General features: G+C 46.9%; 16 protein-coding genes. 4 read left to right on the top strand and 12 right to left on the bottom strand.

Annotation, left to right across the window (positions count from 1 at the left end; all coding sequences use genetic code 11):
• Positions 1–230: 230 nt before the first annotated feature.
• The 7 genes from dgt to H8S84_RS13920 all read right to left on the bottom strand — a co-directional run bounded on the left by dgt (position 231) and on the right by H8S84_RS13920 (position 11,093).
• Positions 231–1,610 carry a dGTP triphosphohydrolase gene (gene dgt, locus H8S84_RS13950; RefSeq protein WP_187067976.1) on the bottom strand — a complete coding sequence of 460 codons (1,380 nt, stop codon included), beginning with the start codon at positions 1,608–1,610 and terminating at the stop codon, positions 231–233.
• 24 nt (positions 1,611–1,634) lie between these two features.
• Positions 1,635–2,570 (bottom strand): DUF3667 domain-containing protein, encoded by a 936-nt coding sequence (locus tag H8S84_RS13945; RefSeq protein WP_187067975.1) that lies wholly within the window; start codon positions 2,568–2,570, stop codon positions 1,635–1,637.
• Between the two features lie 694 nt (positions 2,571–3,264).
• The gene (locus H8S84_RS13940; protein ID WP_187067974.1) at positions 3,265–5,412 is read right to left on the bottom strand and encodes a T9SS type A sorting domain-containing protein; all 2,148 of its coding nucleotides are present in this window, start codon (positions 5,410–5,412) and stop codon (positions 3,265–3,267) included.
• Positions 5,413–5,614: 202 nt separating this feature from the next.
• Entirely contained in the window at positions 5,615–7,684 is a 2,070-nt protein-coding gene (locus tag H8S84_RS13935) for a M56 family metallopeptidase (RefSeq protein ID WP_187067973.1), read from the bottom strand.
• The gene (locus H8S84_RS13930; RefSeq protein WP_187067972.1) at positions 7,681–8,070 is read right to left on the bottom strand and encodes a BlaI/MecI/CopY family transcriptional regulator; all 390 of its coding nucleotides are present in this window, start codon (positions 8,068–8,070) and stop codon (positions 7,681–7,683) included. Before H8S84_RS13930 ends, H8S84_RS13935 begins: the two co-directional genes overlap by 4 nt.
• A 199-nt stretch (positions 8,071–8,269) precedes the next feature.
• The gene (locus tag H8S84_RS13925; RefSeq protein WP_187067971.1) at positions 8,270–9,349 is read right to left on the bottom strand and encodes a site-2 protease family protein; all 1,080 of its coding nucleotides are present in this window, start codon (positions 9,347–9,349) and stop codon (positions 8,270–8,272) included.
• A 76-nt stretch (positions 9,350–9,425) separates the two neighbouring features.
• Positions 9,426–11,093: an alpha-amylase family protein gene (locus H8S84_RS13920; protein ID WP_187067970.1), complete on the bottom strand. Its 1,668-nt coding sequence runs from the start codon at positions 11,091–11,093 to the stop codon at positions 9,426–9,428.
• 209 nt (positions 11,094–11,302) lie between these two features.
• On the opposite strand from H8S84_RS13920, the gene arfB reads away from it, so the two are divergent.
• Entirely contained in the window at positions 11,303–11,713 is a 411-nt protein-coding gene (gene arfB, locus H8S84_RS13915) for an alternative ribosome rescue aminoacyl-tRNA hydrolase ArfB (protein ID WP_222621665.1), read from the top strand.
• 11 nt (positions 11,714–11,724) lie between these two features.
• Here arfB and H8S84_RS13910 read toward each other — a convergent pair whose 3' ends face one another.
• Positions 11,725–12,123 carry a hypothetical protein gene (locus H8S84_RS13910; RefSeq protein WP_187067969.1) on the bottom strand — a complete coding sequence of 133 codons (399 nt, stop codon included), beginning with the start codon at positions 12,121–12,123 and terminating at the stop codon, positions 11,725–11,727.
• Positions 12,124–12,207: 84 nt separating this feature from the next.
• On the bottom strand, positions 12,208–14,148 hold the full coding sequence (locus tag H8S84_RS13905; protein WP_187067968.1) for a S9 family peptidase: 1,941 nt from the start codon (positions 14,146–14,148) through the stop codon (positions 12,208–12,210).
• 185 nt (positions 14,149–14,333) lie between these two features.
• Between H8S84_RS13905 and H8S84_RS13900 the strand changes: the two genes are divergently transcribed.
• On the top strand, positions 14,334–14,909 hold the full coding sequence (locus H8S84_RS13900) for a hypothetical protein (RefSeq protein ID WP_187067967.1): 576 nt from the start codon (positions 14,334–14,336) through the stop codon (positions 14,907–14,909).
• A 544-nt stretch (positions 14,910–15,453) separates the two neighbouring features.
• Here H8S84_RS13900 and H8S84_RS13895 read toward each other — a convergent pair.
• Positions 15,454–15,609: a hypothetical protein gene (locus tag H8S84_RS13895; RefSeq protein ID WP_187067966.1), complete on the bottom strand. Its 156-nt coding sequence runs from the start codon at positions 15,607–15,609 to the stop codon at positions 15,454–15,456.
• A gap of 50 nt (positions 15,610–15,659) precedes the next feature.
• Positions 15,660–15,824: a hypothetical protein gene (locus H8S84_RS13890; protein WP_187067965.1), complete on the bottom strand. Its 165-nt coding sequence runs from the start codon at positions 15,822–15,824 to the stop codon at positions 15,660–15,662.
• Between the two features lie 318 nt (positions 15,825–16,142).
• Between H8S84_RS13890 and H8S84_RS13885 the strand changes: the two genes are divergently transcribed.
• Complete coding sequence (locus tag H8S84_RS13885; protein WP_187067964.1) at positions 16,143–17,015, top strand: sterol desaturase family protein; 873 nt, start codon at positions 16,143–16,145, stop codon at positions 17,013–17,015.
• Between the two features lie 110 nt (positions 17,016–17,125).
• Positions 17,126–17,974 carry a cyanophycinase gene (locus H8S84_RS13880; protein ID WP_222621664.1) on the top strand — a complete coding sequence of 283 codons (849 nt, stop codon included), beginning with the start codon at positions 17,126–17,128 and terminating at the stop codon, positions 17,972–17,974.
• A gap of 38 nt (positions 17,975–18,012) precedes the next feature.
• On the opposite strand, the gene H8S84_RS13875 is transcribed toward H8S84_RS13880, so the two are convergent.
• Positions 18,013–18,906 (bottom strand): NAD(P)/FAD-dependent oxidoreductase, encoded by an 894-nt coding sequence (locus tag H8S84_RS13875; RefSeq protein WP_187067962.1) that lies wholly within the window; start codon positions 18,904–18,906, stop codon positions 18,013–18,015.
• Positions 18,907–18,933 lie beyond the last annotated feature (27 nt).

Raw genomic sequence — 18,933 nt, 5'->3', positions numbered from 1 at the left:
AACTGTGATAATGTGAGATATTTTAACTGCGGTAATGCCTAAAATTAGCATTATTTAAAGCAAGAAGCGAATGAAAACCTCTGTAATACAGCGCTGACTCGGCCAAAGTGGAGTAGTGGCAGATGAATCCAAAGATTTTGTAGACGAACAAATCAGCCTATCAAAGTATGTGTTTAACACAGTGTGCACGGTAGCAAGCGGCACCTCGCCAATGGCAGCTGCTGATCAAACTAGTACATCTTTGGCAGTTCTATACCTTTTATTTTTCGGTACAGGCCAAGGGCTGCCTGGTCGGTAAGGCTGGTAACAAAATCGCAGATGTGGATAATGCGTTCGTAATCAGTGGCCGTATCCGGTAGCTGAAGGTAATGTGGCGGTATAAGTGCGGCCAGTTTGCGGTGGTGCTTGGAGTTTTTCTCAAAAACAGCTTTTATACCGGCATCTAGCAAGCCACCCAGTACCTCAAAACCTGCAGCCTCAATCTCAAGTACTGGGCGGTTCTGATAGATCAGTTTTATAGACAGGTCTTTTATCTTGTCAAGCACAGGCTTGCACGCTAATTCGTTAATCAGCGGCTTATCATAGGTGCCGTTCAGCATCTCTTGCTCGTGCTCCAGAAAGACTGCCGTTGTCTCATCTATAAGTTTGCCAATGATGCGGGCGCGCAGATATCCGATCTCCTCCTTCCAGTCGTAGAAGGTAAGGCTAGATTTATGATTGGAATCTAGGTTCAGGATCTGGCGCAGTAAGTCCATACCCTGCTCCTGCGGCACCAGTCCTAGCTTCAAGCCGTCTTCAAAATCAATGATGCGGTAACAAATATCGTCGGCAGCCTCTACTAAGAAGGCCAGCGGGTGGCGGTGATAATACACTTCTCCTGCCTGTCCTTTTTTCAGTAGCCCCAGCTCTTTGGCTATGTTGTTAAACCACGCTTTCTCTGTCTGAAAGAAGCCATACTTCTTCTCGCTGGTGTTTTTAGTGTTCAGGATAATCGGCAGCGACTCTTTTGGGTATTTAGTAAAAGTGGCCAGCGTAGTATAGGTAAGGCTAAGGCCGCCAGGCATATTGCAGTGAGTAGGATAAGTATAAGTAAGTACCCTGAAGCCTGCCGCATTGCCTTCATATCGGATCAGGTCTGCTTTTTGGGCTTCTGTTAAATTGGTTAAATACGGCTTTGCTGCTTCGCTTTCAAAGTATGATGAAATAGCATCTTCGCCGGAGTGGCCAAAAGGCGGGTTGCCAATATCGTGTGCCAAACAGGCTGCGGCTACAACATCACCAAAGTCGGCTTCTTGTATGTTTTTTTCCTCTGCCAGTTCCGGGTACCGCTCTAATATGCTTTTACCCACAATACGACCCAAAGATCGACCTACTACCGATGCCTCCAAACTGTGCGTGAGCCGGGTGTGCACAAAATCACTCTCAGGCATGGGCATTACCTGCGTTTTATTTTGCAGCCGTCTGAAAGCAGACGAAAAAACAATTCTGTCGTAGTCGCGCTGGAACTCGCCCCGCACCGACTCATCAGAAGTATACTTTTTGTCTGCGGTCTCAAATCGCTTTTTAGAGATCAGTTTGTCCCAGGTGATGGTAGTGGCGGTTAGTGTCATAAGTATAAAAGTATAAGTAAAAGCCTAGGTCAGTAGCACGCTTACGAAAACAGTGCCCAAAAAGAAAACGGCTAAAGTTAAAAGATACACAAATCCAATAGGCAACAGGCTAACTAAAGTGCGCAGGTAAGTCTGTTTATAAACCTGGTGTAAAGCCAGGTATAAGTATAGCACAAGTATGGCTAGCACTATGGCCTCTAAGTTTAAAGCCGGAAACAACTTGCCCAGCAGCATAGCCACAGAGAGCAGTATGAAATAAAACGTGTGCAGGTGTATGGAGAACATTAGGTGCTCAACATAATTGCGGTCTTGCTTACGATAATAAAGGTACAGCACCAGCGCAAAAAATGGCATGAGCAGGAACATCATGAACGAGAGGTTTTTGATAAGCTTTTGTTTTGATTCCTCGCCATGGCTGCTAAAACTGGCAAACTTCTCAGAGAACTCAGTCATAAATGCATCTTCCTGCAATCCAGAGCTTAACGCTTTTAGCTGTTCAGTGTTCTGTAGCTGTTTTAACCGTGTCAGTGCTGCAGAGTCTGCGGCCTGCTCCAAAGAGTCGGCCACATTAGCGTTGATAGTAACACCCGGAAGTATAGCTTTTGCTTCGCCTTGTTCTTGTCCGGCAACTTTTACGCTGCTTTCGGTAGTTAATGCCAGCACAAAAAAGAAAATCAAACTGACAAAAACATACAGCCTGAACGGCGGAACATAGGATGCACGCTGCCCGGTGTTGAATTTCTCTGTAAGTAGCCCTGGCTTTGTGATAAGGTATTTTAGGGTATGCCATGCTTTTGTATCAAAGTGCATGGTGCCTTCAAAAAACTCTGCGACAAGGTGTTTTACCGGCACATTCAGGTCATGGTTCTCCTGGCCACAGTTAGGACAGTAGTTGTTTGTATCCTTAAAAGTGTATCCACAGTTTGGGCACTGAGTAAATTTGCGTCTCGTTTTGGGCATGTATGGCAACGGTTTTAGCAGTGCTAATCTAACCAAAATATAGTTTTATGGCTATAATAAAGCCAAACTACATGCTGTATTGTGACTGAGTAAACACATTTACTGCATAAAAGCATATAAAATTTTCATCGCCTGATGTTACAAAATTGTTGGCATATGCTAATTATAAAGTGCCTTTAAAGCTTTTTTAGGCACTTATGTATTATTGACTTGCTCTCTTATGCGAAAGTTGTGATGTTACAAATAGGGTATAAAATGCCTTGTTTTGTTGGGCAGTTCCATTCAAATTTGTGCTATATAATCGCCCTTTCCAAGCTATAAAACTTACTGTTCCCATTTGCCTCACAGTTAATACAGAAACAAAGGCAGTACGCCTTAACTTTATCTGTAGTATAAACGGTAGAACTGTGAAAGTAGGCAGGCAAAGCTTTTCATTTCAGGCAAGCTATTGTCTGCCTTTTTTGTGGCTACTTGCTTCCCATAGCTATTTACCACACAATTAAAAGATAATAAGAGTAGGGTACTGCCATTTGCTTAACAGTAACTATAGTGCAGTTGCAGTGCCTAGCCCTGCTAAAAGGTGCTGCAGTGACTTTATCTGCAAAATAAGTTAAAATAGAATTCTTTAAACAACAGAAGCCGGGGCAGCAATTGCCCCGGCTTCTGTTGTTTAAAGACTCTTAAAGAGGTGCTGTTATAGCTTGACTATTTTAAACTCTCCGCTGTTAGAACGCTCCTGCCATTTAAGTATATAAACGCCAGCTGCCAAATCACGCAGCGACAATTCTATTGGCTCGTTTACATCAGACAATGTAAAGTTAACATCCCGAACAAGTTTACCTGTTGTGCTATATAACTGTAATGACAACGTAGTGTTAGAATTTACAAGATAAACTAGATTTATGCTGTATGTGCCTGGCGGTACCGGATTAGGGAATACCTGTAGCCTGCGCAGCGAACTTGGGTTTATTAGCCGTACACGCGGCGAGAAGCTATTGCTGTTGTCGTTGTACACAAGCTTGAGACGGTAAAAGCTGATATCGTTAAGCGGATTAGCATCTGTGTAAGTATAGGTGCCGGCACCTTTTGCATCTACTTCAGCAATATCTTGCCAGGTAGAGCCGTCGGCACTCCGCTGTATTACATAGAAGTTTACGTTTTGCTCTTGTTGTGTCACCCAATTCAAGACGACTTGAGAGCCTTGGAAAGCGCCATCAAACGTAAATATCTCCGGCGCCAGGTTACAGTCTCCCTGGGTTTCAGGAATCATTGGTTCAGGTGGTACGTTACAGCTAAAAGGTACTGTGCTCCGCGCCATTACACGGTTACCTCCCCGGATGTCTGCATCGCTCAGGTCTCGCACCAGCGCCCTTACTTCCACAGCATAATGCATAACAGCACGTGGAAGTATAACGTGGCCCAGCTGGTGTGCGTGCCCTAGCTCGTGCAGGATCACCGTTTCAAAGTCGTACTGGTTGCCTGTTGGGCCTCCTGGGCCATATTGCCAGGTAATATTGCTGTTAATGGCCATATCAAACTCGCTTAGCCAGAACACAGTGTCCGTTCCGCACCTGTATCCTTCCCAGTAACTTAGGGTGCTGGCCAGTACGCCCTCCTGCCCGAAGGTTGAGCCTTGGGCAAACCGGATAACTGAAATTTCGTCATCTTTTGCAGCCTCAATGGTTGTTGGAGAGCCAACATCCCAATTCACATTTGTGGCACAGGTCCAAGTGTTAAGTGCACGTTCAAAGCCTTCGCGTGCGGCAGATCTATTTTGCATGCTCGGTGCGTAACGAACAGTATAGCCACCTTTGCCGTTTTTGTTTTGCAACAGCGGCTCAAAGGTTCTCAGGTTTGGCTGAGTTAATGCAACGTTAAGAACTGCAAACTCTATGATTATCTGGGTTGCACTGATAATAGAACTACCATCTGCGGCAGTTACGCGAATCTCCCCTGATCCGGCTGTGCCGCCGTCTTTTCCCCGAGATGGTATACGCACTCGTATCTGTGTGTTTGTCCAGGAGATGTAGTCTTTTGGGCGAGGCTCCATAAATGTTTTGCCGCCATCATCGGCATTGCGAAACTCAACTTTTCCTGTGCCGCGGGTACTGCCAAAGTTTGTTCCGTTAATGGTAAGCACGGCGTCGGTGCCGGCTGTTGTAACCGTAGGCGAGAAACTGGTAATGACAGGTATGAGCAGGCTTTTTTGCGTTTGCACTTCTGAGCCGGGGCGTTTCGCCTCAATGGCTTTATGAAGGGAGGTGTTTTCCTGAATAACGCGGTAGCTGCTGCCTGTTCTTTCTGTTATGGCATTGTATAGCTGTTGTACCGAGCTATAGGTGTTAAATGCATCTGCAGCAGAAACCTCCTTTAAGTTATACTTTACAAAGCCTTGTTGGCCGGCATATGCTCTTGTGTGCAGTTTTAATTTGAAAGGAGTGCTGCTGATTTCTTTCTCGTTCATGAGTAAAAAGATGCCCTGCTGCCCGGGGTACAGCTCAAGTGCTGTGGACAATACTTGTTTTTTAAGTCCAACGCTTCCTCCTTGTGTTATCAACTCGAGCTGCTGCTCCTGCACGCTGCCTTTAAACACCTTGTATACTCTTATAACGTTGGAAGTATAAATATTTGTGTTGTCTGCGTTCCAGAAAGATTTCTGGGATATAACCTCTCCTTCAATAACGATGTCTGCTTTGCGTGTCCGCTCCTCCAATGAGATAGGAACCATGTGCAGGCTGTTGTCAGCAAGAAGGTTAGTGGTGGTAATCAGCGCTAAGATGGTGAACAATAACTTTAGCATAGTGCGTGTCAGAGCAATAGGGGCTGCGTATAGTTTTATCATTATTGCAGATGCGGTTTTAGATGTAGAGCAAATGCGCCAGGGCTGTAAGGTATGCCGCAGCGTGTTATACTTACGCAAATTACTATAAAAATGGATATATAGTTTTGATTTTAATACTGATGTTACAAAGCACTTTATAAAACAGCAGCCTGCCAAAGTATTAAACCGGCAAGCTGCTGTTTGGTTGTTGGAAGTAGAGCAATTAGTTATTCTGGTTATATCTGAAGCGGCCTTCGCCAGTTATATTCACATCCATCAGTTTTTTATATTTCTCAAACATCTCCTGGCTCTGCTTTTTGCCGTTCACATAAAAGCTGTCTTTAGTTATTTCTATGTTAACGTTTTCGTTTTCGCTTTTAATAAAGCCGTCTTTTACCATTTCCTTTTTCAGTTCTTTCATGCGAGCCTCGTGCTGGCGGGCTCTTTCTTCATGCTTTTTGGCCATCTCCTCATGGCGCTGGGCCATTTCGCGGGCACGCTCAGCCTGTGCAATGGCACGCCGTCCCTGCTCTTCGGAGCGTCTTGCCTGCGCCTCTATTCTTTGTTGATAATGCTGCATTTGTTGCTGATAATGCTGCTGGCTGATGGTGCCGGCCTCCATTTGTTTACGAATATCTTCTTCGTACTTTTTAAGCTCGCTTTTATACTCTGCCATCTCCTTCTCATGCTCTTTCATAGCCTCCTTAAACTGCTTCTGGGCATCTTTGTCTCCTGAAAGAGGAGCCATGGGTGGCATAGGCGGCATCGGGGCTGTTCTGTGGCCATGTGCCATAGGAGGTAAGGGCGCCGCAGGAGACATTGGTGGCGGAGGGGCAAACGCTCCGCTGTCACCTGACCCGTAATAGCGGTAAGTATACTCACTCTTTTCTTGTCGGCGCTTTGTTTTGTCTAAGGCATTGCGCTCTTCATTTAAGCCGGCCTGTACCTGAGCTGAGGTTGCCTTTGGAGCGTTGTCGATAATTTGCAGACGCTGGTTTATTAGCTCGGTATACTTCGGGATATCTTTTTTAGGAATGCGCTTGCCATCAACATAAAGCTCTGTAACCTCTCCTTTTTTGTTTTTGATGATGACGATGTCGCGGGTTTTGCCGTCCCCGTCCTGCACTTTGTAAGCGTAGGCGCTTGTTTCCTCATCTTCCCAGGCATATACTTCGGCAGGTGTAGCAGTGCTGCTTATAGTTGGAGTAGCGTTTGCCTCGATTTTGTCAGCAACGTCTTTCTTGTTCAGCTGCTTCAGGCTGGCCACGGCTCCGTAAGAAAACACGGTTAAGCCCGCTACCAATACTAAGGCAGCTATAAAGCCTTCGGCAAACGTTGGGCGCATCGATTCTTTTCCTACCAAACGCTTAATACGGCTAAGTAACGTGTTGCGCTTGCCTGAGAACGCCATGGCCAGGGCTGGCCCGGCTGGCATACGCATGGCCTCTAGCTCGGCAAGGGCGCGGGCATAGGTAAGGTTGCTGCCGCACACGGCTACGGCTATATCGTCGCAGCAGTTTTCACGCTCGGCGCGAACCACACCAGATATCCACCACATGGCCGGGTGGTAGAAAAAGATAATGTCTACAATGGATTGGATGATATTGAACAGATAGTCGCGGCGAAGTATGTGTGCCAGTTCGTGGGCAAGTATGGCCTCTACCTGTGCCTGCGACAGCCCGGTTACAGCGCCCACCGGCATCAATATAACAGGCTTGGCGTAGCCGATGGCCATAGGTACTTTCACCAAACCGGATTCAGCTAAGCGCACAACTTTCGACATGCCTAGCTCTTGTTGAAGTGCAGCTAATCGTTCTAGCCACTTCTCAGAAAGCGGTGTGGTTTTGTAGTGGCGCAGGCGCTGGGTATAAGCTAGACCTCCCAAAAAACGAAGCGCCATCAGCACCAGACCCATCAGCCAGAAAGTAACGATAAGCGGCATGTGCTGCTCAAAGTATGCTTTCGAAACCTCTAACGGGGATGCCCAGAATGATACAGGGGCCTCTGTTGTAGTTAAAGTAGCCTGCGCTGCGGTAACAGTCAGGTTAAGAGCAGCAGTTTCCTGTGGGGCCAAAAAGTAATAATGATCGAATGTGATAGCCGATACAAGCACCTGAAGCAGCAGGGTTGCCGCAGCAATGGTATAACGTGTTTTAGAAGTATGACGGTGCAGCACCAGCATTAACAGGCTAAGTATAATCGCCAGCAGCGCACCTTGCCAAAGCGAGTGCAGCAAAGTCCAGCCCAGGGCCTGCACTACTGACTCAGAGAATAAATTCAGGATCTGGTTCATTTGCTACCTCCTTCCAGTTTATCAAGTAAGTTTCTGATTTCGTCCAGTTCTGCTTTGGATGTATTGCTGTTGCCCAGCGCCTGCATTACCAGTTTGCTGGCTGAGCCCCTGAAAGCAGCATCCAGAAATCTGCCAAGTAGTTGCTGCTGTGTTTTCTCCTCTTCGAGAGCGGCATAATAGATATGTGAGCGGCTCGATTTGTCCACGTCCAGCATCTGTTTGTCTGCCATGATCTGCATCAACTTCAAGGTGGTAGTGTAGCCAACTTCTTTATTCTTGCTCAGCTCCTCGTGCACAAATCGTACGGTGCTAGGGCCATGTTGCCAGAGTACCTGCAGTATCTCCAGTTCCGATTCGGTGGGTTTAAGGGTTTTTTCCAAAGTCATAGTAAATAGATAGTTATAGCTCTTGGTTAGTTTTGATACAAGTATATACGAATGATTTCGTAAAAGGAAATTTTATTTACGATTTTTTTCGTAGTTACTAGCAAAAAGTATAAATGAGGGGGTGGCGGTTTAATTATGGATTGGTTGATTGGTGTTAATGTGGGACGTAGCTACCTTACGAATAACGGGCAAAAAGGCATTAGTGCGTGAGCGCAGACTTGATCATGATAAACTCGTTGATGTTATCGGTGTTGATAACCCCGGCAAGGCGGCCGTTATCGAGTACAGGTATAAGCGGGGCGCGTGTTTTTTGTAACTCCGTGTAAGCTTCGGCTAATTTGTCCTGCACGTTAAAAGTTTTAAACTCCTGCGACATGATCTCTGACACAGGTTTGTTTAACAGCTCCTCTTTTATAGCCTGGATCAGTTGCATACGGGTAAGCGTACCAATTACCTGCCCCTCCTGCTCTACTATAAATTCGTGCTCTGAGCCCATCAGCAGTTTGTTCAGGGCATCTTTCACGGTGTCAGTAGGAGTCAGGGTTACGAAATTAGTCATCATGCCTTCGCGTACACTGTGGCCGCGCAGGAAATCCAGGTGCTGCACCAGCATGTTTTCGGCGTAGGCTCCGAAAAAGACGAAGGCACCGATAAGTATAAGAAAAGGATTGTAGAACAAGCCGATAAACACGAAGCCGATTGCCAGCAGTTGCCCCAGGTTTGCCGCTATTTGTGTGGCGCGCACTCTGCCCAGTTTAAAAGCCAGCAATGCCCGCAACACTCTGCCACCATCCATCGGAAAGGCAGGTATGGCGTTAAAAACAACCAGCACCACGTTCACGAATAAGAGCAGGTAGAAAAAGTTGGCAGGCGTAATGCGCTGAAAAAACTCCTCCGAAGGCACATCTTTAAGCGAAGGCAGCACCAGCCAAAGTATAAGTGCAATAACCACGTTAACAGCCGGGCCGGCAATAGCGATCATCAGCTCTTGCTTTGGTTTTTCTGGCATGCGTTCCAGGCTTGCAACGCCGCCAATAGGTAACAGCGTTATCATTTTGGTGTTGATGCCGTAGCGTTTGGCGGTAAGTGCATGCCCCAGCTCGTGCAGCACTACGCACAGGAAAACAGTAAGTATAAACGCGATGGCAAGCAAGGTGGTGTTTAGGTCGCTGCCGCGCTGCGCCTCCGAGAATACGACCCACGCAATCAGGAAAACAAATGTCCAGTGTACCAGTATTTTAATGCCGGCTATACTTCCCAGTTTCAGAGACCATTTCATACGCGTAGGGCTATACTTACTGTATTTTATTAACGCATCCCGGGCTGTATTGTTTACTGGCCCAAGTATAGGCACACTATGCTTTTGGCTTCTTGTTAGGTGGCGAGGTTTTCTTTTCCGACGGCAGCTTGTGCAGCCTGAACCAACGATAGCCGTAAGGCTCTAAATCTACCTTTCCTTTTTTGGGGGCAGGATATTCTGAATTACTGAAAACCTCGTCCAGGTGCATCTCTTCGTCGCAAAGGTCTTCTATTTCTATCTGTACTTTTTCGCGGCTCAGGTTGTGTGCTGCCACAAGTTTATACTGTAGTTCGCAGCTGTGCACCAGCACGCGGCTATCTGGTATGGATATGATGTTGCTGCTGCCGTTCCCAAGCTCCGGGCATTGCCTGCGCACCCGTATCACGCGCTCCATCCAGTTGAGTAAAGAGTCTGAATCGCGCAGCTGTTTTGCCACATTCACTTTTTTATAGGAGTAGTTTCCTTTGTCTATAACAGGACGGATAAGATCTGCCTCCGCTGATTTGGAAAAGCCGGCGTTTGGCTCATCTGTCCACTGCATGGCCGTGCGCACACTGTTCCGCTCTTCTAAAGACAAGTCGTCGCCCATGCCTATCTCGGCACCATACTGTATCATGGGAGTGCCCGGTAAACTGAACAGCAAACTGTAGGCAAGCTCTATTTTCTGGCGGTTACCTTCGAGTATGGGCGGCAATCTTCGCCTGATGCCCCGGCCGTAAACTTTCATGTCTTCTTTGGGAGCAAATTTCTTAAAAACAATCTCCTGCTCATCCTGCTCCAGGTCCTCCACGTTCAGTTCGTCGTGGTGCCGCAGAAAATTAAGCCACTGCTCTCTGTAGTCGGTGTCGGGTAGCATTTTCATGCCTTTGGCTATGGAGCTGCCCTTTTCCCTTGCCAGGCCCAAAAAGATGTGCTGGTTTAGCAGGAAATTGAACATCATGTGCATCCGGTTTTTGCCTTTAAAAAAGCTTCCTACCACCTGCGGCGGACCTGACGCCTCCGCCAAAAGTATTGCGTCGCGGCTGTGCATCGTAATGTACTCACGCATATCCTCGATCAAAGTATAGTGCTCGTCCGTATCGTGCTCCTGGTCGCTTTGCACAAGAATATGGGCCGCATCGATCCGGAAGCCAGACACACCCAGCGCCAGCCAGAAACCCATAATGTGGTGTATTTCCTTGCGCACCTCCGGATTGTTGAAGTTAAGATCAGGCTGATGAGAATAGAACCTGTGCAGGTAATATGCCTGCGCCTCTTCGTCATAACTCCAGATGTCGTCCTGCGGACCTGAAAAAGATGGTTTGTAGGCAGGGTCTTCTGGTTCTTCTTCGCGCCAGGTGTAGTACTGCCTATACTTAGAGTTTTTGTCGCGGCGGGCCTGCTGGAACCATGGGTGCTGATCCGAAGTGTGGTTTACCACCAGGTCCACGATAACACGCATGCCACGCTCACTGGCCTCTTTCACAAAGCCTGCAAAATCACCGAGGGTGCCAAGCCGGCTGTCTACGTTATAGTAATCCATAACATCGTAGCCGTTGTCGCGGTTGGGTGTTGGGTAAAAGGGCAGCAGCCAGATACAGGTAATTCCCAGTGTTGCCAGGTAATCCAGTCGGCCGGTCAGCCCCTGAAAGTCACCGATGCCATCTCCGTTAGAGTCCTGAAAAGTTTCTACATCCAGGGCGTATACTACAGCGCGTTTGTACCAAAGGTCTTTTTCTCTCATGTTGCGTTAGGTTAGTTGCCAGCCGGGAAAGCCACAGTAGTTTGAGCACGGCAGAATTTAAAGCGTGTGTGCTGCACTACGCGCCGATGGCTTCTTTCATAGTTTGTTTATACTTGGTGCGTATAGCATGTACTACGGTTATACTTCAAAGTATGGTTTCGTAAGTATAAAAACAGCACATTGCAGTATCTAAAACAAAGCACAGCATCATGCAACTACAGGAAAGGGATTTTGAGAAGGAACTACAGTTTCAGGCATCTAGGAGCGGAGGGGCCGGCGGCCAGAATGTGAATAAGGTGGCAACCAAGGTGGAGCTGAAGTTTGATGTGCAGAACTCTGAGCTGCTTAGCGATGAGGAAAAGGAGCTGGTGCTAAGTAAGCTGGCCAGCCGCATTAACAACGAAGGTTACCTGCAGGTGGTGTGCCAGACAGAGCGTAGCCAGTTGCGAAACAAAGAGCTGTGTGTGGAGCGTTTTTACGAGCTGCTGCGGCAGGCGCTTACCAAACAGAAAAAGCGAAAGGCTACGAAGCCTTCGCGCTCGTCGGTAAAGCGGCGGCTAGAGGGCAAAAAGAAGCAGGCCGAGAAAAAAGCCAACCGCAGTTACCGGGGCAATTTCTAAAGTATAAAAGGCTATTTTGTTTCGTCGTCCCAGGCCATGGAGGTTATCAGCCACTTGCCATCTACCTGTATAAACTGAATGCAGTTAACACCCACAGCAAAAGGGGCCGGGCTGGCTTCGTCAAAGCGTGCCTCGTAGGTGCTGAACCGGTGCGCCACTTTGCCAAATACCTCTGTTTTACTGGCCACCTCCTTCTCCTGAAATGCTTCTATCACGTTTTCAGAGATTTTCTTCATCACATTCTCTGAGAACTGCGCTACAGTATACTCCTGAGGTTCGGTGCCACTGTTGTTTATTAATCGGCCACTGCCGAAGAAAAGCGGTTTTAACTTCTCCAGCTCTGGCTTCTCTCCTTTATTAAAGCAAACGCAGCTGTAGAGCTGCCTGGTTAGTTCGTCGAGTTCCTGCATAGTATATGGGTTTGGTAAGTATAGGCGAAAGTATAAAACAGCCAGGCGACACCGCTATGCCGCCTGGCTGCAAAGAGTAAATGCTTAGTTCTTGCTGGAGCCGGCAGGCGCAGGTCCGCCTTTCAAGTGCTTATCTAAAAACTGAAGTATAGCACTGTAGCCTTCTATCTGGTTTTCTTTCTTTACAAAGCCATGGCCCTCATCATCAAACACCACATACTCTACCGGCACATTGTTCTTTTTCACAGCTGCCACAATTTCATCAGACTCTACTTTTAGCACGCGCGGGTCGTTGGCGCCCTGCAACACCATCAGCGGCTTCTTGATCTGGTGCGCAAAAAACAGCGGGGATTTGTTGTATAGGGCTGCAGAGTCTGTTTCAGGGTTACCCATCTCTTTATAAAGCGCCTCCCTAAACGATTCCCAATACGGTGGTATACTTTGCAGGGTGCGTAGCCAGTTAGCTACCCCGAACAGGTTAACGCCCACAGCAAACTCATCTGGAGTAAAGGCAAGGCCAGCAAGCACCATATAGCCGCCGTAGCTGCCTCCCATTATGCCAATTTTGTCTTCAGCTACATAGCCGGTGCTCTTCAGGAAGTCTTTTGCCTTTACCACATCTTTCAAGTCTACGTCGCCGTGCTTTTTATCGTCGGCGGCAAAAAACGTTTTGCCATAGCCGGAGCTGCCACGGTTGTTTACCGCCAGCACCGCATAGCCGTGGTTTACCAGGTACTGCATCAGTGGGCTGTAGTTCAGGCGTGTCTGGCCACCCGGGCCACCATGTATCCATAGCACAGCTGGCACTTTGTTATCTGCACTGGCATTTTTCGGCTTCATCAGCAGCGCCGGTATCTCCATGCCGTCATAAGACTTATACCGTACCACTTCGGTTTTTACCAAATCATCCTCATTAATCTCCGGGTTCATGGTGTCTGTCAGTTTGGTAGTTTTGTTGTTGCGGAAGTCGTGTACGTACAGGTTGCTGGAGGAGGTGGGGCTGTTCACGTAAAAGGCCATCAGGTTTTCGTCGTCCGAAAAGTTTACGCCAGTTATGTCGCCGGCAGGTACATCGGGCAGCTTCACTTGCTTGCCTGTGGCGGTATCGTATACTTTTACCTCGGTGCGGGCGTCGTTGTTAATAGCGGTCACTCTATACTTCCCGTCCCTGGAGAAATAAGTATACATGATGTCCCATTCCGCTTTTTCTACGTTGGCAGTTTTGCCGGTGGCAAGGTCATAGCTTTTCAGCTCCATAAACTCACCGCCTTCATCTGTTACAAAGTATAGCTGCTTATTGTCCGGGGTAAATGTTTCGGGGGCATACTTGATGTCCTGTTTGTGGTCGGTCAGTTTCTTCAGCTGCTTAGTAGCAGTGTTGTACAGGTACATGTCGTTGCTGTTGGTGTTGATGCTCTTTACCAGGGCTATGTACTGCTTGTCGCGTGAGATGGCGCCTACTTCAAGTCCCTGCTCATTTTTCATCACCAGCTTTGGTGTCATCGCCTGCAGGTCCATCTCGTACAGGTCGAAATATTTTGGATCTCGTTTGTTAGACAGGAAAAAGAAGCTGTTCTGGTCGTGGCTCCAGCCTGCAAAGTTTGCTTTGGCCTGAGGCTCAGGAGTTAAGTCTTTTACAGTGCCATCGGGGCTGCGCATGTACAGGTGTGTAATCTCATTGCCGCCTTTGTCGCTGGAGTATAAAATCCGCTCATCTTTCGGGAAGTAGGATATCGCAAACACCGAATTATCCGTTGAGTTGGTGAGCTGGCGCGGTTCGCCTCCGGTTACAGGCACTTCGAAAGCATTGTATACGCCGGTCTTGTTGCTCGAAAAAAGTATCTTTGAGTTATCGGGAGCGAAGTCGCTGCCTGCGATGGAGGTGGTGTTCATGAACTGCTCGATGGTATAGGTCTTCACCACCGGCTCGGTTGTCTGGTTTTCGCTGGATGTAGTGTTCTGGCATCCGGCTAAGAGAGCCGCTACCGCAAAGGCAGCTGGCGCCCAGCTTAAAATTTTTTTCATGTTTTATAGTTTAAAGTGCAGTAAGTACAGGTTAAGCTACTGAATTTCAGGTTAAAAACAAATAGCTTGTTTGCCACAAATTAAAATGCCAACCTGTTGAAGCGCCTCGTTGCAGCAGTATCTTTATATTTCCTAAATAAAAAGGAGTGGTATTTGCTACGGTGCTTTTGTTTCACCCTAAGTATATGATGAAAAGGTTATTGATTATTTGCTGCCTTGTGTGCGGCGTAAGTATAGCAAGCCAGGCCCAGAAGTACAGAACTGCCCTCGGCCCCCGGTTCGAAAGCGACAAGTTCGGAATATCGCTTCAGCAGAAACTGCACGAGAAAGGCACCATAGAAGGCATCGTAACAGTAGGCTCCAACGAGTACAGCGGTACAGCCTTATACGAGTGGCACTTTCCGTTGCTGGGCAAAAGATTTAACTACTACGTTGGCGCCGGCGCCCATATTGGCAACCTGAAAGACAGCGGCGTGTTTACTGGTGCCGATGCCATACTTGGCATAGAGTATAAAGTTAATGGCTTGCCCATACTTCTGTCTGCCGACTTAAAACCTGCCGTGCATATTAACCACGCTGACTGGGTAGATCTTGCCTCTGGCGTATCGGTGAGGTATGTGCTTGTGAAGGAGAAAAAAGAGAAGAAGAGCTGGTGGCCTTTTGGCGATAAAGAAGAAGATACCAGGAAAAGAAAGAAAAAGAAAAACCAGGATAGCCGCGAAGGCAGCATCTTCGACATCTTCAAAAACAAAGACAATTAATTAGACGACCAGCCGGTTATAAAAAGCGAAAACCCGGTGGGGACCGGGCTTTCTAAGGAAAAGAGCTCATCTAGCGACAGATGTAACTGTCTAACTTTATTCTGTTTAAGTTTGTCTATTCACTTACTCCTGCAGATGGGGGACTGCAGACTTTAACTAACCTTTTTGAAACAAACTGCGCTAGACAATTAGTTAGTTAATGGGTTTACTGCTCTGTTCCTGTTTCTTATATAGTTTGCCTTTTATACTTATCCTAAGCACCTCAGCAATAGCAATTGCAAAGTATATACTTTAGCGTTTGCCTCTATGCTTTGGTGTTGTAAAGGTATATATTAAAGATAAGATATAAAAGTCAATTTTAGTCCCTTTTATAACATCAGGTCTACAGGCCGGATGCCAGCAAAAACTTTATTGGTCTGCTTTAAAGTACATTAGTGCCCTTATTTTTTGGCAAAAAGGAGCCCTGTTATAACATTGTGCATGTTACCTCTTCACTGGCAGTAAAATTATTTTTGCTGTTGCCGCTGGTACACAAGTACAAGATTTAAATTACTTGCATACCAGGGGCATTGTGATGGGTTGTGGTGTTTACTGTCAACTGCTTACTTTTTGAAAGATGTGCAGTTCTGGCATCAAGAGCATCTTTGGCTGCGAAACAAAAGACGCCGACAATGAAGCAAAGAAGAATAATGATTTTCATAGTTGTTGCGATGGCTTAAGCGTGTGCTGTCTGTAGTTGCTGTGTTAAGACTAGCTACGGTCAGCTACAATTTCTACCACAGGCAGTAGGTTCGGATAAGTTTTGTACTCGTTGATCTCAGCTCTTGTTTTAAGATCTTTGATATCATCGGCTTGTTTTTTAACACTAGCACCGAAACCAAGTACGAAGACGAAAAGAAGAATGATAATTTTCATAGTAGTAAGTTTTTAATGTTTTGATTTTTAATGTCTTTCTGATTTAATAGATGGTGGCTTGGTAACAAAGGTTGCTTGGGCCACTCAAATTATTTTTCATTTCTGATTAGTGAATTACATTTTGCGTGCCAAACATTATAAATCACTATAAATCAGTGTGTTATGTAGTAAAAACGAATTTCAGGATAAGTAGATTGTGTCCGGCAGCGAACATATTAATGTCCGCAACCGAACAGTTTTATAAAACATATAATAGGCTGGTGCAGAGGGTGCTAGCTAAATGTAACCAATATGCCTCAGGAGAGGTAGCAACAGTACATGAAATTCCTGTTTCCGAAGTTCAATAAAATAGGCATGCCACTGCTGGGAGCAGCGGCGGTGGCCTTGTTTGTGTTGCAAAACAGGCACAAACTCCGTAAGCGCGTAAGAATAGCCGAAGAACGTTATTTAGAGAACGGAAGTGTAGCCTTGGCGGCGCTTCCTGCACTGCGATTTGCTTTGCTTCCGGCTATGTATGGCGCCGCCCAGAAAGCGAACAAGCATAACTTTGGCCTGTTGCCACGGCTGGGCGCGCCAAAGTGGGTAAAGTATACTTTAGGGTTTGCCCTGCTGGACTACACAAACTATCTCTGGCATATTTTGCTCCACAAGCTGCCTTGGCTGTGGCGCTTCCATAATGTGCACCACGTGGATATGGACCTGGACCTTAGCACTGCCTGGCGCTTTCATATAGGCGAGAACATTGCCTCAGTGCCTTACCGTAGCTTTATGGCTGCCTTTATCGGCGTTCCGGCTCCTCTCGTACTTTTTTACGAAGTAATTTTTGAGGGCTGTACTGCTTTTCATCACAGCAACTGGCGGCTGCCTTTTTGGGTAGAGCGAAGGCTTTGCCAGGTTGTGGTCACGCCCCGCATGCACGGCATCCACCACTCCATTGTAGCCCAGGAGACAAACAGCAACTTTTCAGTTATTTTCTCTTTCTGGGACAGGTTGCACAGCACGCTTCGCCTCAACATTCCACAAGATGCTATCACGATTGGTGTTCCGTCTTACCGCAATCCCGCAGAGCAATCACCGATGCGCCTGTTCCTGATGCCCTTTGATGAGCCAAGGCCCTGGAAGCTGCCAAGCGGAAAAATACCAGCGCGTAACGAAGATATGCCTGTTACTAAAACACATTTGTTGCCTTAATTTGTTGTACATTTGTACTTTACAACATAAGATGTATTATACCTGGTGCTTCTGCCAACCTGCCTCTATAAATTAAAGTATAACAAATCGTTTTTATGGTAAAGCAACACATGGAAGAAGTAAAAGGAAAGTTAATAGCCTTAGGCGGTGGTTACGATGATGGTTTGATAAAATTAATTCACTCCAAAATCTGTAGCCTTACTTCCAGAATAGAGGTAATTGCCACTGCAGCAACTGAAGCAGAAGAATCTGGGCAGGCTTACAAAGAGGCGTTTGAAGAGTTGGGGTGCCATAATGTGCGCTTTATGCGCATAGATGAGGAACACGAAGCCGACATTCCCGATAACCTGAAACGCATAAAGCAGGCGGACGTGATCTTTTTTACAGGAGGCGATCAGGTGCGCCTGGCTAGTTTTTTGAACGGGAGCGAACTGTTAAGGATATTGCGGAAAAGATACCGGGAAGAAGAGATTATCGTTGCCGGTACAAGCGCCGGCGCCGCTATCATGTCTGATAGAATGATTTACGACGGTTACGGGCACTACTCCCTGATAAAAGGAGAGATGAAAACCACCACTGGCTGCTCTTTTATCAAGAAGGTATTTATTGACACTCACTTTGCAGAACGTGGCCGCTTTGGCCGCCTGGCACATGCCGTAGCCCACGATCCAGACTACATTGGCATAGGACTAAGCGAAGAAACTGGCATTATCATCAAAAAGGGTAACCAGGTAGAGGTGTTCGGCCCTGGGGTTGTAACCATTATAGATGCCAGCGAAGTCGCCTTCTCTAACCTACGCGAAGTAGAAGAAAACGAGCCTATCGCCGTAGAAAACCTGAAAATGCACCTGCTGGTAAATGGTTACCGGTATTGTTTAAAGGAACACCTGTTTCAGCCGGTTGCAGCTACAGCTACACTAATTCATGTAGATAATAGTGCAGTGCCGGCAAAGGGATAGCAAAGTATAGCAGACAGAGCAGAAAGAGATTGTAAATACTATTTGCGCTCTTCTTGCTGCAGCTCCATGTTAATGGCTACGCCTGCCTTTGCGCCTTCAGCGGCCGCCACTATTACCATCTGCATATCGCGGGCAGCATCGCCGGCCACATACAACCCTGGAATATTAGACTTCTGCAACCGATGAGTTTTAATTACGCCGCTCCCTGTAAACTCGCAGCCAAGGTGCTTTCCTAAATCAGATTGCTGCTCTGTGCCTGTCGAGAAGAACATGGCTCCTTGCTCATGCTTTTTACCGCCGTTTGTGACTACATACTTCAGTTGTCCGTCTTCCCCAATCAGTTTTGTTACCTTTTCTGTATTATAAGCTACTTCATTTCTCTTTAAAAGATCCAGGTCTTTTTTTGTGAGTTCATTAGTGCCGTCGGTATATAATGTAACATCGCTGCTCCAGTTCTTCATGGCAAGTGCCTGGCCTATGCCATCACGGCCTTTGCCATAAACTGCAATGGCCTTATCACGGCTTTCCCAGCCGTCACAATAAGGACAATGGTGCACACTCTTCCCATACAACTCTTCTATGCCCTCTACTTGGGGTAGATGATCTTTTAAGCCTGTTGCCAACAGTAGCTTCTTAGAGCGGTATACTTTGCCTTCTGCGTCGGTAAGCATAAACTCGCCTTTTGTATAAGTAGCGGCCTCAATTTTAAGGTCTATTAACTCTACCTCATACTTTGCCAGCTCTTCTCTACCTTTCTCTATAAACTCCTTTGGGCTTATGCCGTCGTTGGTCAGGAAGCCATTCATGTTTTTGGCCCAGCGGTTTCTTGGTTTTCCGCTGTCAAACACAGCCACTTTCCTTCTGGAGCGGCCAAGAATCATAGCCGCGTTAAGCCCGGCAGGGCCTCCTCCTATTATTAAAACATCGTACATGCGATACTCTCTTTATGAGGATATGAT

Source organism: Pontibacter cellulosilyticus (assembly GCF_014306105.1).
Taxonomy (GTDB): domain Bacteria; phylum Bacteroidota; class Bacteroidia; order Cytophagales; family Hymenobacteraceae; genus Pontibacter; species Pontibacter cellulosilyticus.
The sequence above is the reverse complement of the archived record's forward strand: the minus strand, read 5'-3'. Positions and strand labels throughout refer to the sequence as shown.